Annotated in this window: 13 protein-coding genes; 3 read left to right on the forward strand and 10 right to left on the reverse strand. The window is 66.4% G+C overall.

All coding sequences use genetic code 11. The annotated features are described in order from the left end of the window. Positions 1 to 73: 73 nt before the first annotated feature. The 4 genes from AC1DW9_RS00415 to AC1DW9_RS00430 form a co-directional block, all read right to left on the reverse strand. The gene (locus AC1DW9_RS00415) at positions 74 to 373 is read right to left on the reverse strand and encodes an AzlD family protein (protein ID WP_441489298.1); all 300 of its coding nucleotides are present in this window, start codon (positions 371 to 373) and stop codon (positions 74 to 76) included. Then, positions 370 to 1,080, reverse strand: a complete 711-nt coding sequence (locus tag AC1DW9_RS00420; RefSeq protein ID WP_476775147.1) for an AzlC family ABC transporter permease — start codon at positions 1,078 to 1,080, stop codon at positions 370 to 372. The genes AC1DW9_RS00415 and AC1DW9_RS00420 overlap by 4 nt, the downstream gene beginning before the upstream one ends. A gap of 12 nt (positions 1,081 to 1,092) precedes the next feature. Beyond that, the gene (locus AC1DW9_RS00425) at positions 1,093 to 1,956 is read right to left on the reverse strand and encodes an AraC family ligand binding domain-containing protein (RefSeq protein ID WP_441489300.1); all 864 of its coding nucleotides are present in this window, start codon (positions 1,954 to 1,956) and stop codon (positions 1,093 to 1,095) included. An 83-nt stretch (positions 1,957 to 2,039) separates the two neighbouring features. After that, positions 2,040 to 3,281, reverse strand: coding sequence for an MFS transporter (locus tag AC1DW9_RS00430; protein WP_441489301.1), 1,242 nt, complete (start codon positions 3,279 to 3,281; stop codon positions 2,040 to 2,042). A 97-nt stretch (positions 3,282 to 3,378) separates the two neighbouring features. Here AC1DW9_RS00430 and AC1DW9_RS00435 point away from each other — a divergent pair, with 97 nt between their 5' ends. Together AC1DW9_RS00435 and AC1DW9_RS00440 are read left to right on the forward strand one after the other, a co-directional pair. Continuing rightward, entirely contained in the window at positions 3,379 to 4,368 is a 990-nt protein-coding gene (locus AC1DW9_RS00435; RefSeq protein WP_441505342.1) for an AraC family transcriptional regulator, read from the forward strand. Between the two features lie 186 nt (positions 4,369 to 4,554). Beyond that, on the forward strand, positions 4,555 to 4,818 hold the full coding sequence (locus AC1DW9_RS00440; protein WP_441489303.1) for a hypothetical protein: 264 nt from the start codon (positions 4,555 to 4,557) through the stop codon (positions 4,816 to 4,818). Between the two features lie 79 nt (positions 4,819 to 4,897). Here the strand turns inward: AC1DW9_RS00440 and ligA are convergent, their stop codons facing one another. Next, positions 4,898 to 7,045 (reverse strand): NAD-dependent DNA ligase LigA, encoded by a 2,148-nt coding sequence (gene ligA / locus AC1DW9_RS00445; RefSeq protein ID WP_441505341.1) that lies wholly within the window; start codon positions 7,043 to 7,045, stop codon positions 4,898 to 4,900. Between the two features lie 227 nt (positions 7,046 to 7,272). Between ligA and AC1DW9_RS00450 the strand changes: the two genes are divergently transcribed. Further along, positions 7,273 to 8,073 carry a DUF2189 domain-containing protein gene (locus AC1DW9_RS00450; protein WP_441505374.1) on the forward strand — a complete coding sequence of 267 codons (801 nt, stop codon included), beginning with the start codon at positions 7,273 to 7,275 and terminating at the stop codon, positions 8,071 to 8,073. Between the two features lie 1,014 nt (positions 8,074 to 9,087). Here AC1DW9_RS00450 and AC1DW9_RS00455 read toward each other — a convergent pair. The 5 genes from AC1DW9_RS00455 to ftsZ all read right to left on the reverse strand — a co-directional run bounded on the left by AC1DW9_RS00455 (position 9,088) and on the right by ftsZ (position 17,128). Beyond that, a complete protein-coding gene (locus AC1DW9_RS00455; RefSeq protein WP_441505339.1) occupies positions 9,088 to 11,172 on the reverse strand; it encodes a DEAD/DEAH box helicase in 2,085 nt (694 codons plus the stop codon). 155 nt (positions 11,173 to 11,327) lie between these two features. Beyond that, positions 11,328 to 13,028 carry a DNA repair protein RecN gene (recN, locus tag AC1DW9_RS00460; RefSeq protein WP_441505338.1) on the reverse strand — a complete coding sequence of 567 codons (1,701 nt, stop codon included), beginning with the start codon at positions 13,026 to 13,028 and terminating at the stop codon, positions 11,328 to 11,330. A gap of 66 nt (positions 13,029 to 13,094) precedes the next feature. Then, the gene (locus tag AC1DW9_RS00465; RefSeq protein ID WP_441505373.1) at positions 13,095 to 13,997 is read right to left on the reverse strand and encodes an outer membrane protein assembly factor BamD; all 903 of its coding nucleotides are present in this window, start codon (positions 13,995 to 13,997) and stop codon (positions 13,095 to 13,097) included. A 175-nt stretch (positions 13,998 to 14,172) separates the two neighbouring features. Then, positions 14,173 to 15,117 (reverse strand): UDP-3-O-acyl-N-acetylglucosamine deacetylase, encoded by a 945-nt coding sequence (gene lpxC / locus AC1DW9_RS00470; RefSeq protein ID WP_441489309.1) that lies wholly within the window; start codon positions 15,115 to 15,117, stop codon positions 14,173 to 14,175. A 310-nt stretch (positions 15,118 to 15,427) separates the two neighbouring features. Further along, a complete protein-coding gene (ftsZ, locus tag AC1DW9_RS00475) occupies positions 15,428 to 17,128 on the reverse strand; it encodes a cell division protein FtsZ (RefSeq protein WP_441489310.1) in 1,701 nt (566 codons plus the stop codon). Positions 17,129 to 17,178: the final 50 nt, after the last annotated feature.

A 17,178-nucleotide genomic window follows, 5' to 3' on the forward strand; every position in this document is an offset into this window, starting at 1 on the left:
GCCGACCACTGCAGTGACACCGCCGCCATCGCTGGGCTCGTCCCGACCATGACGGCGGCTTCAGGTCATGTCCTTAGATCACCATCCTCAGCCCGACCACGGCCAGCACCCCAACGGCAACGACAGCCAGCAGCGGCAGCCGCGTTGCAGCGAGTGCGGCGAGGAGTGCGGCTCCGGTCTCCGGCCAGCCGGTCGCCAGCGCACTCGGCGCGATGACCGCCACCAGCACGGCCGGCGGAATGGCGTCGAAGGCTGCCTGCGCGCGTGGCGACAGATCGAGCCGCCCCGCCAGCGCCAGTCCGGCGATCCGCGTCAGATAGGTGACGGCCGCCATGCCCAGGATGGCGATGAGATTCAGCGTGTCGAGTGTCACGACTTCACGCCCTCCGCAACCACGTCTGGCTCCCTCCCCGCAGCCAGCCAGGCGGCCAGCAGACCGCTCAGCGCCCCCGCCGCGACATGCCAGGGTGGCCCGACGAACTTGTAGGTCAGCGCCGATGCGATACCGGCAGCCGCCACCGTCCAGAACGTCACCCTGCCCTTCCAGAACGAAGCGACCAGCGCGATGAACAGCGCGGTGAAGGCAAAGTCGGCTCCGAGCCTGCGCGGGTCGCCCATTGCCGCGCCGACCGTTGCGCCCACAGTCGTCGTCGTCAGCCAGCATGAGACGAAGGGCACGATCATGCCGAACCAGTAGGCCGGCGTGAGCTGCCGCAGCCGGGCTCGCTTCTCCGCCAGCGCCCAGTTCTCGTCAGCCATGTAGTACAGGCCCGTCAGCTTCTGGGCCGTGCTGAAACGCCCAAGCTTTGGTGCAATCGACGCGCTCATCAGCACGTGGCGGGCATTGATCAGCAGGGTCGAGAAAATGATGGCGAAGACAGGCGCCGGGCTCGCCCAGAGTTCGACCGCAGCGAACTGGGCCCCGCCGGCAAAGACCAGCGCCCCCATGACGAAGACCTCCAGCGGCGAGAGGCCCTTGCCGGCCGCGAGCGCGCCAAAGAGCAGGCCGATCGGGACCGCAGCCAGGGCGGCCGGCCAGATATCGCTGAAGCCCAGACGGGCATCGTCGAGGATGGACATGCAAACAGCCCTTCAGGCCAGATGGGCAGCGCGGAAGGCGCCCGGAGTGACGCCGAGCCGCGCCTTGAAGGCGCGGGTCAGATGCGCCTGGTCGCAAAAGCCGGTCGCCGCCGCAACGTCGCCAGGCATCTCGCCGCGACGCAGGCGATCCCGCGCGCGGCGGACACGGATGTCGACGAGATAGGCATGCGGCGTCAGGCCGGTCTCGCGGCGGAAGGCACGGATCAGATGATGTCGTGGCAACCCGCAACGCCGCGCCATTTCAGCCAGTGAAAGGTCTTCGTCATAGCGCTGCTCGAGCAGCGCACGGGCCTCGGCGATCGGCCCGCGCTCGCGCCCGAGCGGACGCACCGAAAGATCGGCATGGCGCGCCAGGCAAAATGCGTAGGCGCGCAAGAGCCCTTCTTCACCCGCCAGGGCATCGCCGCTTTCCTCCAGCAGACGGTGCGCGGCAGAAAACAGCGCCGCAGCCTCCGGGTCGTGAACGCAGGGTTCGGCGAAGAACGGCGTGCCAAGCACCTCGAATCCGGTCAGCGAGGCCGCAACCTCCTGCATCAGTTCGACGGTCGGATAGGTCATCCGGTAGCGATAGCCGCCGGCATGCGGCAGGCCGTCATGGACATCGAGCGGATGGTTGAAAACCATGTCGCCGGCATGGGCATAAAGCCGCTGGCCCCGTGCATGCCAGATCTCGCAGCCCGCTTCGATCGTGCCGATCGCATAGGTCTCGTGCGCGTGCGGGGCATAGGAATGCGTCTGGAACTTCGCCGAAAGGCATTCCAGCCCCGCGAAACGTGAGGCCGTGAAGATGCGGGCATGCTCCCCCGCCAGCAGCGGAGTGTCCAGCAGCGCTTCGCCTTGGCTGATCAATTCCATGCCGCCAGGATACAGCGAATACCGGCCCTGATGTCTTGAAGAAAAGTGATGGCGACGATCACGCGGACCGTCGCCATCCGATCTCAGCCGGCCATGGCCGACGCCGCGCCGCTGGCAGCCGGTGGCTCGCGGCCCAGACCGAGGACGAGGGCAGCACCGAGCAGCGTCGCGGTGGCGAGATAGCCGACGGCGCCCAACGCGCCGAGATGGTCGACCAGCAATCCGCCGAAGATCGCCCCGCCCGCAATAGCGACCTGGAAGGCAGCGACGAGAAGGCCGCCCGCGGCTTCAGCCTGATCGGCAGCGACGCGCACCGTCCAGGTCTGGATGCCGACCGGCAGGAAGCCGAAGGCGAAGCCCCAGAGCGCAATTGCGAACCCCGACACGAGGGTCGAAGCCCCGAAGAGGAGCAGCGTGAGCGCCGCCAGGCCAATCGCGAGCGAGCCCAGCACGACGGCGGCCTTGACGCTGCGTGCGACCACGGCACCGCCAGCGAAATTGCCGAAGAAACCGCCGACGCCATAGGCCAGCAGAACCAGCGAGATCGCCTCGACCTTCAGAAGCGGTACCTGCTCCAGGAAGGGACGGACATAGGTGAATCCGGCGAAGTGCCCGGAGATGATCACCAGCACCGCGAACAGGACGAGCCGGATGCTCGGCCGCCCCAGCAGCTCGAAGAGAGTGCCGATGCTTGGCGCCGCCAGCGGCGGCAGCTTCGGCAACGTCAACACCTGGGCGAGCAGCGTCACCGCCCCGATGCCGGCCGAAATGACAAAGACGGCGCGCCAGCCGATCGCCTCGCCGAGATAGGCGCCGATCGGCGCGGCGCTGACCGTCGCGACCGAGACGCCGGTGAAGATGATCGACATCGCCCGCGGCAGCAGCCTTGCCGGGACGAGCCGCATCGCGGTCGCCGCCGCCATCGACCAGAAGCCGCCGAGGCCGATGCCGAGCAGCAGGCGCGCGAACAGAAGCGTCGTCAGCCCCGTGGCGACCGCAGCCAGCAGGCTCGACACCACCAGCAGCGACGTCAGCGCCCACATCACGATGCGCCTGTCGATACTTCTCGTCATGATCGCAGTCGCGACACCGGCGACCGCGCCGATGACGGCGGTCGCCGTTACGGCCTGCCCAGCTGCCCCGTCGCTGATGCCCAGGTCGGCAGCGATCGGCGTCAGCAGGCTTGCCGGCAGGAACTCGGCCGTGACCAGCCCGAACACGCCCATGGTGAGCGAGAAGATCGCCGGCCACGCCGCTTCGGTGCGTTCCTCGATCTCGGCAGGGATGAATTGCGGGTCCGCGGTAGCGGAAAGGGAATCGGACATGGCGGTCTCCAGGACGTCGGACCAGACAAGTAGAGATGACGCTCTGGAGCTTCCATGTTAGGAAATCCGGAATGCTTGACTATTCGTCCAGGAATCCATGACCGATCCGCTGACAGAAATGCTCCGTGGCCTGCGGCTGGAGGGCGTCGACTATGCTCGTTTCCAGATGACCGCCCCTTGGGGCCTGCTCTTTCCGGCGCAGCAGGCGGCGCGCTTCCACTTCGCCGCCGAGCGCGGCTGCTGGCTACGAACGCCGGAGAACGAGTGGATCCGCCTCGAGCAGGGAGATGCAGTACTGCTGCCGCGCGGTGCCGAGCACGCCTTGGCGAGCGCGCCCGGCGCCTGCACCAAGCCGCTCGGACAATGCCAGCTCCAGACCGTCTGCGGCGACATCGCCGAGGCGCGCGGTGGTGGCGACGGTGAACAGACCATGTTCTTCAGCGGCAGCATGAGCTTCAACGTCGATGGCCAGCACCCGCTGTTGCGGATGATGCCGGAACTGATGCGGCTGCACGAGCTCGCGGCCAACGAACCGGGCATCCCGCCCCTGCTCACGACCATGGCCTGCGAGCTCGCGCTGGACCGGGTCGGTGCCGGCAGCATCCTCACCCGCCTGGCCGACGTCGTCGCCGCTGCGCTGATCCGCTCCTGGGTCGAACGGGGTTGCGGTGATTCGACCGGCTGGGTCGCCGCGGCGCGCGATCCCGATATCGGGCGGGTCCTGGCCGCGATCCATCTCCATCCCAGCGAGGACTGGACCGTCGAGGCGCTTGCCGGAGTCATGCACGCGTCGCGCTCCGCGTTCGCCGAGCGCTTCGCCAGCGTCGTTGGCGAGACGCCGGCCCGTTATGTCGTGCAGGTCAGGATGCATCAGGCCCGGCAATGGCTCGTCCGCGACCGGATGAAAATCGCCATTGTCGCGCGCCGGCTCGGCTATGAATCGGAGGCCGCCTTCAGCCGCGCCTTCAAGCGCGTCATCGGTGCGCCGCCAAGCCACTTCCGAGCGGCGGAAACGGACGGGTTGGCGGCCTTCGACGGCGGTCCGCGGCCGGGCTCGGCGCCGCCGCAGCAGTTCGGCGGCACGTAACGCAAGCCTCTGTGAGTTTGGGTTAGGGCCTGGCGCACACCGGGCCTCGCCGTCACTCTAGATCGCCCCGATGAAATGGGTACGGAATCGGCAAGACGGCCGGAACTATGTGCCGAGGAAGCGGTTTTCCCTTCGACCGCCGAGTGCCCGCTGGGCGGCGCTGTGATCCGAATGGACACCATTATCATGACAACCAGATGTCTCGCTTTCGCCGGCGCAATGGCTCTCACGATCTTCGCCTTACCTCTGACAGCGAGCGCTCAGGGCGTGCCGCGTGGTGCTGCCCAAGGCGCCGATATCGGCAACAGAGCGGCCGGAGCGGTCGGCGGCGTTGCAGGAGCGGTCGTTGGCGGAGTCGCCGGAGGCGTGGTTGGCGGTGTAAAGGGCGTCGTCGGCATTCCGCAGAACACCGGTACCCCAAACAGTCATCGCCACCAACATCGCCGCTGATCGCCTTAGCTCGTGTCCCGCTTAGACAGTCTCGTCACGGCGGGAGCGCCGCGACGAAACAAGCCGATGGCAAGCAGCTTCAGGTGCGCACGAGGGTAAACCAGCCGGCCTCGTCGATCACCTTGACCCCGTGCTTCGCGGCGTCCTTGAGCTTCGAACCAGCTCCGGGTCCGGCGACCAGCAGGTCGGTCTTCGACGAGACCGAACCCGCGACCTTGGCGCCCAGCCGCTCGGCCATGGCCTTGGCCTCGTCACGGGTCATCTGCTCCAGCGCGCCGGTAAAGACGACGATCTTGCCGGCGACCGGACTCGTCGAAGCGACCGCCTCCAGCGGCTGCGGCGTCACCTGCGCCAGCAGCCGGTCGAGCGTTTCCTGATTGTGGGCCTCGGCGAAGAACTCGACCAGTGCCTCGACGACGGTCGGGCCGATGCCGTCGATGGCATCGAGCGCCTGCCGCTCGGGGGATTGCGGGTCAGCAGCGGTCGCTGCTTCGCGCAGGGCCTCGAACGATCCGTAATGCCGCGCCAGCAACCGTGCCGTGGTTTCACCGACATGGCGGATGCCAAGTCCGAAGACGAAGCGGTTGAGCGGTGGCGCGCGCCGGTCCTCGATCGCATCAAAGAGCTTCTTCACGCTTTGCGCGCCGAAGCCTTCCTTGTCCTTCAGCTTCTTGAGATTGGCAGCGTCGCGGGCCGCCAGCGTATAGATGTCGGCGGGTTCCCGTACCGACAGGTCGGGATCGGCATGGAAGAACTCGATCTGCTTGTCGCCGAGCCCGTCGATGTCGAGCGCGTCGCGGGAGACGAAATGCTTCAGCCGCTCGACAGCTTGCGCCGAGCAGATGAGCCCCCCGGTACAGCGGCGCACTGCATCTTCCTTGCCCGTGCGCGGGTTGATTTCGCGCGTCGCATGGCTGCCGCAGACCGGACACAGCGTCGGGAAGACATAGGGCTGCGAATCCCCCGGCCGTTTGCCGAGATCAACGGATTCGACGCGCGGGATCACGTCGCCGGCCCGCTTCACCGTCACCGTGTCGCCGACTCGGATATCGGCGCCGTCGCGGATCGGCTGGCCCTTGGAATCGAAGCCCCGGATGTAATCCTCGTTATGCAGGGTCGCGTTGGTGACGACGACACCACCGACAGTAACCGGGCGCAGCCGCGCAACCGGGCTGAGCGCGCCGGTGCGCCCGACCTGGATGTCGATCGCCTCGAGAAGGGTGGTCGCCAGTTCCGCCGGGAATTTATGCGCGATCGCCCAACGCGGCGCACGCGCGACGAAGCCGAGCCGGGTCTGGAGCGCGAGATCGTCGACCTTGTAGACCACGCCGTCGATATCGTAACCCAGCGTCGCGCGCTGGGCCTCGATCGCGCGGTAATGCGCCAGGAGCTCGCTGACACGCTCGCAGCGGCGCATCAGCGGGTTGGTCTTGAAGCCCCAGCGTCGGAAGGCTTCGACCACGCCGAACTGGGTCGCGGCTGGCAGTTCCGACATCTCGCCCCAGGCATAGGCAAAGAAACGAAGCGGCCGCGCGGCGGTTATCGAGACGTCGAGCTGGCGCAGCGATCCGGCTGCAGCATTGCGCGGATTGGCGAATTCGCGCTCGCCCTTCTCGCGCTGGCGATCATTGATGGCCGCAAAATCGGCATGGCCGAGATAGACCTCGCCGCGGACTTCCGCGACCTCCGGCACATCGTCCCCGACGAGCTTGTGCGGCATCTCCGAGATGGTGCGGGCATTGAGCGTGACATCCTCACCCTCCTCTCCGTCGCCACGCGTGGCCGCGGAAACGAGTTCGCCCTTCTCGTATCGCAGCGACAGCGACAGCCCGTCGATCTTGGGTTCGGCCGTGATGGCGAGCCCGGCATCATCCTTGCGCCCGAGGAAGCTGCGGATACGCATCGCGAAATCCGCGACGTCCTCATCCGAGAACGCATTGGCGAGCGAGAGCATCGGCACGCGGTGGCGGATCTTGGCGAATTTCGAGGACGGCCTGGCGCCAACCTTGTCGCTGAGCGCCTCATTGCCCTTCAGTTCCGCGAACACCTCTTCCAGCGCAACCAGCCGCCGACGCTTCGCGTCATAGGCGGAATCGTCGAGGATGGGCGCATCCTCCTGGAAATAGGCGCGGTCGGCCTCGGCGATCTCGGCGGCCAGCAGCTTATGCTCGGCGCGCGCCTGGCGGGGCGTCAGGTCTTCGACGGGTACGGGTTCGGCTTCGCTCATGACCGTTGTCTTAGGCGAGTTGCTGGAGTCGAGAAAGACCATCGCCTGCGCGCGTCTCACCATCGTGTTCGCACGGGCTTGCGACAAGTTCCGTCATCAGGCGTATAATGGTGGCGCTGGAATTGGATGCTCGACGCCTTCGGCGACTTGACCCAAGGATCGCGTCAGGACCGCCATTGCGCACCGGGCCAGAACCGGGAGGACTGCCAATGGCCAATCTCGACAGCATGATCTCCAATGCTGACCGCAAGACGAATGCGCCTGCCAAGCCCGTCATTGAGCCGCGCGTGCGCACCATCACCACGGCCGATCTGCGCGACGCGCTCTGGCGCGGTTACGAGGACTTCATGGCCCAGCCGAGCCATCTCGTCTTCATCGCATTCATCTATCCGATCGCGGGCGTCGTCATCGCTCAGCTCACTGTGAGCTACAACATCTTCCCATTGCTGTTCCCTCTGCTGTCCGGCTTTGCCCTGCTCGGCCCCTTCGCGGCCATCGGCCTCTACGAGATCAGCCGACGCCGGGAACGCGGCATGAACTCCTCATGGGCGCACGCCTTCGCGATCCTGAAATCCCGCTCGATCGGGACGATCCTTGCACTCGGAGCCTTACTGACCGGGCTCTTCATCACCTGGCTGCTCTCCGCCTGGCTGATCTATCGCTGGCTTCTTGGCGGCATGCCGGTGACCTCGATCGGCGACTTCCTCGGCGACGTACTGACGACACCGAACGGCTGGACCATGATCATCGTCGGTAACGCGCTCGGCGCGCTCTTCGCGATTGCCGCCTTTTCAATGACCGTGATCTCCTTCCCGCTGGTGCTCGACAAGCATGTCGATGTGGCAACGGCGATCCGCACCTCGGTTGCCGCGGTCGAAGCCAACCCGCGCGTCATGATGATCTGGGGCCTCATGGTCACCGGCCTGCTTATCCTCGGCTGCCTGCCGGTGCTGGTCGGTCTCGTCCTGGTCATGCCGATCCTCGGCCACGCCACCTGGCATCTCTACCGCAAGGTCGTGGAGAAATAGCCCGTCTTCCGCAACCGGGCCGGTTCGGCCCGGTTGCGCCGGGCTCCTCAGAAAATCTCTCACCGGCCTTGCCACCGCCTTCATTCTCGGCGCCGGCGCCCTCATCGGCGGCTCGCTGGCCACCGCCACCTCCGCGCAAGCCGCGCCTGGCTGGCACGGCCCTGGCCATCATGGCCATTTCGGCCGCGGTTTTCGTCATCCCCGCCCCTGGGGCTGGGGCCGCCCAGGCTGGGGATACCGCCCGGTCTACGCCAGCGCCTATTATGGCGGCTGCTACAAGGTGTTCCGTCGCGGTTTCGTTCCGGGCGTCGGCCCGGTGGTTCGCCCGGTCACCATCTGCCGCTGAACGCAGATGAATTCGCCTGAAGAGGGTGTCGGAGCGATCCGGCTCCCTCCCAACGCTGCCCGGCGGCGACATCGCTCCGCAGCCCAGCCCACACGCCCCTCGGGGTTCCATCGCGCCTGCAGCCGCCAACACCGTTTGGGAACCTTTGCGCGCCGCACCGGTTCAGTTCTCGTCACAACAGAATAGTGACGCTGAATCACGCGGGCGCCAGCAGCCCGATCAAAGCCGGGGGCTTCACATGAACAACATCATTTACATCGTCGGCCTCGTGGTCGTTGTCCTCGCTATCCTGTCCTTCCTGGGCTTGCGCTGACCCCAGGCCCGAGGAGCGCCAATCGCGGCAAGTTGGCGAACATTACGGACGTCAGCGACGCTCGCCGCCGGGGAGCACCCTCAGCGCTTGATCGCCGCCGGCTCACCACAATCCCGACTTGCTTTGTACCGGGACGCGACCACGTCCTGGCGTCAGCCGCATCCCATGGCGTCGCATCTCCGTTCGCGAGCGCTGCTCCCGTACGGTCTCGGCCGCGTGAATGACACAGAGTTCCCTGCCCACCGCTCACGATGGGCGGGTCACCGAAACGCGAAACGCCCCCTCCCAGCCTGGGAGGGGGCGTTTCTGAATGATCTCGAGCCCTGTTGCCAGGGCTGGCGAACGACGTCCCTGATCAGCGATCGTCCCGACGCGGCTTCTTGCTCTTGAACGGCTTGCCGGCAGGCTTGCCGCGCTCACCGCCTGCAAATCCGGCGTCCGGCTTGCCATGGCCGAAGCTCTTACCGCCATGGCTGGGCTTGGCGGAAAAGGGCTTGGCGCCGGCAAAGGGCTTTCCCTTGGCGAAGGGCTTGTCCGAGGGACCTGACTTCTTGTCGAAGGGCCGCTCGCTGGGGCGCAGCACAGCGTTCTCGTCATAGACGGGCTCGCGATCGCGCCGAACGGGATCATAAGGCTTGCCGCCATGCGCCTTGGCGCCGAAGGGCTTGCCCTTGCCTTCGTAAGGTTTCTTCTTGCCGGGGAATGGCGCGCTGGCCCGTTCATCATCGGCCCGCGGCGCGCGGGAATGGGATGCCTTTTCCGCGAAGGGTTTGGCCGGGCGCCGCTCGGCTTCGCCGGTCACGGGCTCGATCACGATCTTGTCCCGGTCGGTCGCGCTCGCCAGCGACGCGAAGCGTTCCGCGACATCGGCATCGATCTCGACCTTGGTTTCCGTGTCGAAGATGCGGATGGCGCCGACCTCGTCACGGGTGATCTTGCCGCGACGGCAGAGCATCGGCAGCAACTGCCTGGGATCGGCGCCGTCACGGCGGCCGATATTCAGCCGGAACCAGACCGTATCGCCACGCGGCCCGGCCTTGTGCGGCCTCTCCCCCTGCTCGCGGTCACGCTCGCGCGGACGGGCGTAATCCTCGGTGCTGCGCACCGGCCTGCGCTCGTCGCGCCCGAAACCGGGATCGCCGACCTCTTCCGCCGCCGGCAGGCGCGAACGATAGACCCTGACCAGGGCGGCCGCGATCTCCTGCGCCGAGCGACCGGCAAGCAGGGCTTCGACCATGCCGGCATCATCCTCGCTGGCCTCGCCGGTAAGCAGCGGATCCTGCAGCAGCCGCTCCTGATCGAGCGCGCGGATTTCCTCCTGCGTCGGAGCACCGGCCCAGACGGCTTCGACCTTGGCCTCGGAGAGCAGCATGTCGGCCTTGCGGCGCCGGGAGGGCGGCACCAGCAGGACGCTGGTCCCCTTCTTGCCCGCGCGGCCCGTCCGGCCGCTGCGGTGCTGCATGACCTCGGGATCGTTCGGCAGCTCGGCGTGGATGACCAATGTCAGGCCCGGCAGGTCGATGCCGCGCGCAGCCACGTCGGTCGCGACGCAGACGCGGGCACGCCCGTCGCGCAGGGCCTGCAGCGCCGAGTTGCGCTCGCTCTGGCTGAGCTCGCCTGAGAGCGCCACGGCCGAAAAGCCGCGCTCCAGCAGGATCGCCTCGAGGTGGCGGACCGCATTGCGGGTGTTGCAGAAGACCAGCGCGCAGGGCGAATCGTGGAAGCGCAGCAGGTTGACGACAGCGAGCTCGGCTTCCTTCGGGAAAACACGGATCGCGCGATACTCGATGTCGGCATGCCCGGTTGCCGAACCGGCCACCTCGATGCGCAGAGCATCACGTTGATAGCTCCTCGCCAGCGCGATGATCGCCTTGGGCAAGGTCGCGGAGAAGAGCAGGCTGCGGCGTTCCGCTGGGGTCGTCTTCAGAATGAATTCGAGATCGTCGCGGAAACCGAGATCGAGCATCTCGTCGGCTTCGTCGAGGACGACGGCTCGGAGCGCCGAGACATCGAGCCTGTGCCGCTCGATATGATCACGCAGGCGGCCGGGCGTGCCGACGACGATATGTGCACCCTCGTCCAGCAAGGCGGCCTCGCGGCGCGGATCCATGCCGCCGACACAGGAGATCACCCGGGCGCCGGCATGCTTGTAGAGCCAGGCGAGCTCGCGCTGGACCTGCAATGCCAGTTCGCGGGTCGGCGCGATGATCAGCGCCAGGGGCTGCCCGGCACGGCCCAGGACCTCGGCGCCCTCCAGCAGGGTCTCGCCGATGGCGAGCCCATAGGCGACGGTCTTGCCGGAGCCCGTCTGTGACGAGACCAGAAGGTCGCGTCCGGCCGCCGCCTCTTCCAGAACGGCGTTCTGGACGGGGGTCGGATCATTGTAGTTGCGTTCGGCGAGCGCACGCGCGAGCGGCGGGCTCGTGGGAAGGAATGCCATCGTTAATCGGCCTTGAGTTCATGCGCGCGGCGTGATGCGGCGCGGGAGATCGTGAGGCAGGCATCGCGGCGCGTGAAACGCAGCCATAACACCATAAGCCAGTCTGTGCCGCTCTTAGAGCAGAATTCGCAGAAAGGGAATGCAGATCGCTGTGGTCAGGCGCGCGCCGCCGCGCCATGCAGGCCAGCAGCCTCAAGGAGACGGGCGGCGGCAGCCCTCGCCTCCTCGGTGATGCTGGCACCGGCAAGCATGCGAGCGATCTCCTCGCGCCGTGTCCGGTCCTCGAGCGGCGTCACGCGCGTCACGGTGCGAGAGGCCGCGTCATTGTCCAGCGCCGATTTGGCAATCAGGAAATGACGCCCGGCCTTGGCCGCGACCTGCGGCGCATGCGTCACCGAGATGACCTGCACCTGTCGCGCCAGACGCGCCAGGCGCTCTCCGATCGCATCCGCGACCGCGCCCCCGACTCCGCTATCGATTTCGTCGAAGACAAGGGTCGGCGCCGACCCGCGCTCGGCAAGCACGACCTTCAGGGCAAGCATGAAGCGCGAGAGCTCGCCCCCGGACGCAACCTTCATCATCGGGCCGGGCCGCGTGCCGGGATTGGTTTCGACCCAGAATTCGACGCGGTCGAACCCTTCCGGACCACGCGCATCCTCGTCGCGATCGATATGGGTAATAAATCGCGCACGCTCGAGCTTCAGCGGCGGCAGTTCTGCCTTGACCGCAGTGTCGAGACGCAGCGCGGCCTCGCCGCGGGCAGCGGAGAGCGCCCGCGCCCTGGCGAGATAATCGGCTTCCGCCCGAGCGAGCTCCGCTTCGAGCCGGGCCAAGGAGCTCTCGCTCTCATCGAGATCGGCAAGGTCGGCACTCATCCGGGCCGCAAGATCGGCAAGTGCCTCGACGGGAACGTCGAACTTTCGGCCCGCTGCCCGCAAGGCGAACAGCCGTTCCTCGACCCGCTCCTGCTCGCGCGGATCGTACTCCGCCGCACGCATGGCCGCCGCGAGCGCTTCGCCCGCTTCTTCCAGCGCCACGATCGCGGTGTTGAGCGCCGCCATCGAGGGATCGACGAGTTCTGGTGCCTGCGCAGCCCGCCGCTCCAGCCGGCGGAGCACCGCCGCAAGAGAGGGGACAGGGGAAGCCTGGCCACCGACGGCCTCATAGGCATCGGAAAGATCCCGCGCCACCTTTTCCGCCTGCATCATGCCCTGGCGCCGGCTGGCCAGTGCATCTTCCTCGCCCGGTTCCGGCGCAAGCTTGCCAAGTTCGGCCACCGCGTGGCGCAGGAAATCGGCCTCCTTGCGTGCGGCCTCGACACGGATGCGCTGCGTCTGCAGCACCTGTCGCGCGCGCTTCAGCACATCGCTGGCCGTCGCCGTGATCTCGGCCTGTCCTTCGAGGCCGGCAAAACCGTCAAGTATGGCGCGGTGCTGGGCCGCATCGGTCAGGGCCCGGTCATCATGCTGACCATGGATCTCGACAATGGCGCTGCCGATCAGTCGCAGGATCTGGACGCTGACCGGCTGGTCATTGACGAAGGCGCGTGTCCGGCCATCCGCATATTGCACGCGTCGCAGGATCAGATCACCGTCTGTGTCGATCTCCTGGGCCTGCGCCAGCTTGCGAGCCGGATGGGCGAGCGGCAGGTCGAAGACGGCACTGACCTGACCTTGCGTCTCGCCATGGCGCACGAGCCCGCCGTCGCCGCGCCCACCGAGCGCCAGCGCAAAGCCGTCGAGCAGGATCGACTTGCCTGCACCGGTCTCACCGGTCAGCACGCTCAGCCCGGCGCCAAACGCCAGATCGAGCCGGTCGATCAGGACGATGTCGCGGATCGAAAGCTGCGCCAGCATGACGCTCAGCGCGTGTTTGAAGGGAGTGGCATGCGGTCCGTCACCCGGCCGTGCACCTGCCCGGCCTCAGCGGACGAGGCCGACGACCGAACGGGTGAAGCCGTTGAACAACCGGCTGATATAGGAGCCGCGATCCTCGCGGGGCTCGAGGCCCCCACTCTGAAGCAAGGTATAGGCGTCCTTGTACCAGGGGCTGTCGGGGAAGTTATGCCCGAGCACGGCAGCGGCAGTCTGCGCCTCATTGGTGATGCCCATCGCCATATAGGCCTCGGTCAGGCGCATCAGCGCCTCCTCGACATGGCGCGTGGTCTGGTACTTGGTGATGACGTCGCGGAAGCGGTTCACGGCACCGGTATAGTTGCGCTTCTCGAGATAGTAGCGCCCGACATTCATCTCCTTGCCCGCGAGCTGATCGCGCGCAACCAGCATCTTCTCGCGGGTGTCGATCACATATTCGGACTTCGGATAGCGATCGAGCAGCTCCTGCATCGCGGCAAGCGCGCGCTCGGTGCGCTCCTGGTCGCGCGTCGCGTCCGGGATCTGGTTATAATAGGACATCGCCATGATGTACTGCGCATAGGCAGCATCAGGGCTGGCTGGGTTCTGCGCCAGAAAGCGCTTGGACGCCGTGATCGCGTCTTCGTACTTGGCTGCCTGGAAGTTCGTATAGGCAACCATGATCAAGCCCTTTTTCGCGTAGGGCGAGAACGGCGCTTGCTTGTCGATCTCTTCGAACTTCTTGACCGCGCCTTCGCTGTCGCCGTTCTGAGAGCGAGCCAGCCCTTCGTTATAGAGCTTGTCGGCCGGCACATCCGCGATGATTTCCGGCTTGTAGACCTCAGGCTTGTCGAACGGATTGAGCGACGACATCGTGTCGCAGCCGCCGAGCAGCAAGGCGGCGCCGAGCGTCAGGGCAACGCCCATCCGCATCGGTCGGGCGCTTTGGGAAGTCGGGTTATTCAGCCGCATGACGCTCACGTCGTCCGTCCTCTTTCGCTCGTCACCGCAAGATGGCGAAGGATGCCTTTACCTCAGACGCAGCGCTCACGCTACCGGGGAAAGGCAGGTTACGAACATGCGGGGCCCATGCTGCATTCGATAAAAAGCAGGCGAATGCAAGGCGCGCGCGAAACTGTTCGACTGCTCAGTGCAGATCGGGCGCGAAGGCCGCGGGGGCCGCAACGGCCATCTGCACGGCACGGTGCGCATAGACCGGCTCGGCCTCGACGATCGCGTAATTCGCGCGATCCGCGAACAAGGCTTCCAGAACGGTCACATTCATGCGGTGACCGCCGCAATAGGAGCGAAACTCGCCGAGAATCGGATAGCCGGCCAGCGCAAGATCGCCCACTGCGTCCAGCACCTTGTGGCGCACGAACTCGTCGGCGTAGCGCAGGCCTTCGGGGTTGACCACCTTGTCGTCGCCGATCGCGACAGTGTTGTCGAGCGAGGCGCCAAGCGCGAAACCCGCCTTCCAGAGCTGTTCGACTTCGCGCATGAAACCGAAGGTGCGGGCACGCGAAATCTCGCGGGCATAGGCGACCGGCTCGAGGTCGAAGATCTTGCGCTGACGGCCGATCGCCGGGGTGTCGAAATCGATCTCGACATCAAGGCGGAAGCCGCTGTCGAACGGCGCGAGCTCGGCAAAGCCGCGCCCCTTCTCGACGCGGACCGGCTGCAGGACCTTGAGATAACGGCGGTTCGCACCGAGCGTGACGATGCCGACATCTTCGATCGCCGTGACGAATTCCGCCGCGCTGCCGTCCATGATCGGCATTTCGGGGCCGTCGATCTCGATCAGGACATTGTCGAGCCCAAGGCCGGCGCAGGCCGACATCAGGTGCTCGATGGTCGCGACGGAGGCGGCACCGCGATCGCCGATCACGGTGCAGAGCTCAGCGGCGCTCACCTTGTTGTAGCGGGCATGGATCAGGTGCGAGGGGCCGCCCTCGGACTCCTTGCGGAGGAAGACGATGCCGGAGTTCGCGTTGGACGGCTTGAGGCAGATTCCGGCGGGGGCTCCGGAATGAACACCGATTCCCTTCAAGGACACGGGAGCGCGGAGTGTGGTCTGCCGATCAAAATTCATTCCGGTATCCAATCTCGAACGCTAACGATCTCGGCTGCACAACGCTACGGGCTGCCTGACGGTCGTCTGCGGTCCTTCAGTTGGGCGGCGCCTGGCGGTTGCCGGTGCCGTCATCCCCCTTTGGGGCAAGCGCAACATACGCCTTAGGTGGATGCCGACAAAATCACGCTTTCTTTCGCTCTGTAACAAGCGAACTCAATCAGAGAAAAATAACCATCCCATTGAAGTATATGGTTTTTCAAACGTAAACAGAGCCCGGAGCGAGGGTTCGCTCCGGGCTCTGTTACAACTGTCGCAGGCGCTGTAGCGCTCAGTTCGCCTGGCGGCGCAGGAACGCGGGAATCTCCAGCTGATCCTCTTCGCTGCTGCGATTCGGCGCAGCACGGCCCAGCTGGTCGAGCTGGCCTTGCGCCGGGCGCGAGGCCGGCACAGCCGGCCGGCGCATGTATTCGGCATGGGCAGCGCTCGGCGCCGGAGCGGCAGGCTGCATCGGCGGCGGCGCGTGGCGCACCGGCGCCTGCGGCTGGGCCTCGTCCTCATCCTTGCGACCGAAACCAACCGAGGCGAGACGCTGCATCAGCGACATGCGCTTCTGGTCGGCCTGGGCCGGAGGCTGCGGAACAGACTGCGCACCGCGGCTCGCCGCGATCTGGTTCTGCGCCGGCATCGGCAGGTCCTCGATCCGCGGCATCCGCGTCGGGCGGACGACCGCACGCTCCGGGGCCGGGGCGATGAAGCTGTCCTCGTGACGCATCATCGGCTCTTCATGCATCATCGGCTGGCTCACCGGAGCGGCCGCGATCACCGGACGCGGCTGCACCGGTTCGATGCGGATGTCTTCCGCAACGCTCGGCTGCACCGGAGCCGACTGGCGCACGGTCTCGACATTCACAGGCGCACGCATCTCCAGCATAGGCTCGGCATGAACCGGAGCCGCGGCGCGCGGTGCGGCTGCGGTGTTGCGCAGACGCGCTTCGGCCTTCAGACGCTCGGCAACCTGGGCGATACGGGCTTCGGTATCATCCATTTCAGCCTGGGTGCTGATCGGCTTGTCGATACCGGTGGCCACGACGGAGACGCGCACGACGCCCTCGAGCGATTCGTCGAATGTCGCACCGACGATGATATTGGCCTCGGAATCAACCTCTTCGCGGATGCGGGTGGCAGCTTCGTCGACCTCATAGAGCTTCATGTCGCGCCCGCCGGTGATCGAGATCAGCAGGCCACGCGCGCCCTTCATCGAGACATCGTCGAGCAGCGGATTGTTGATCGCAGCCTGGGCCGCGGTCAGCGCACGCTTCTCGCCCTGCGCCTCGCCGGTGCCCATCATCGCCTTGCCCATGCCGCGCATCACGGCGCGAACGTCGGCGAAGTCGAGATTGATCAGGCCGGGGCGGACCATCAGGTCGGTGATGCAGGCGACGCCGGAATAGAGCACCTGGTCGGCCATGCCGAAGGCATCGGCGAAGCCGGTGGTCTCGTTGGCGACGCGGAACAGGTTCTGGTTCGGGATGACGATCAGCGTATCGACCGCCTCGTTCAGCTCCGAGATGCCAGCCTCCGCCATGCGCATGCGGCGATGGCCCTCGAACTGGAACGGCTTCGTGACGACGCCGACAGTCAGTATACCCATGTCGCGGGCGACGCGGGCGATCGCAGGGGCCGCACCGGTGCCGGTGCCGCCGCCCATGCCGGCGGTGATGAAGACCATGTGCGCGCCGGCAAGGTGATCACGGATCTCGTCGATCACCTCTTCCGCCGCCGCACGCCCGACTTCCGGCTGCGAGCCGGCGCCGAGGCCTTCGGTGACCTGCAGGCCCATCTGCACGATGCGCGAAGCACGCGAGAGCGCCAGAGCCTGCGCATCGGTATTGGCAACGACGAAATCGACCCCATCGAGGCCGGCTTCGATCATGTTGTTGACCGCGTTGCCGCCGGCTCCGCCGACACCGAACACGGTGATCCGGGGCTTTAGCTCCCGGATGTCAGGGGCTTGCAGATTCATCGCCATGGTTGCCTCTTTCGATTTCTTGTCCGGCGCCTGGCGGGAGCCGTCCCGAT

It is taken from the genome of Allobosea sp. P4_E12, from assembly GCF_056401655.1.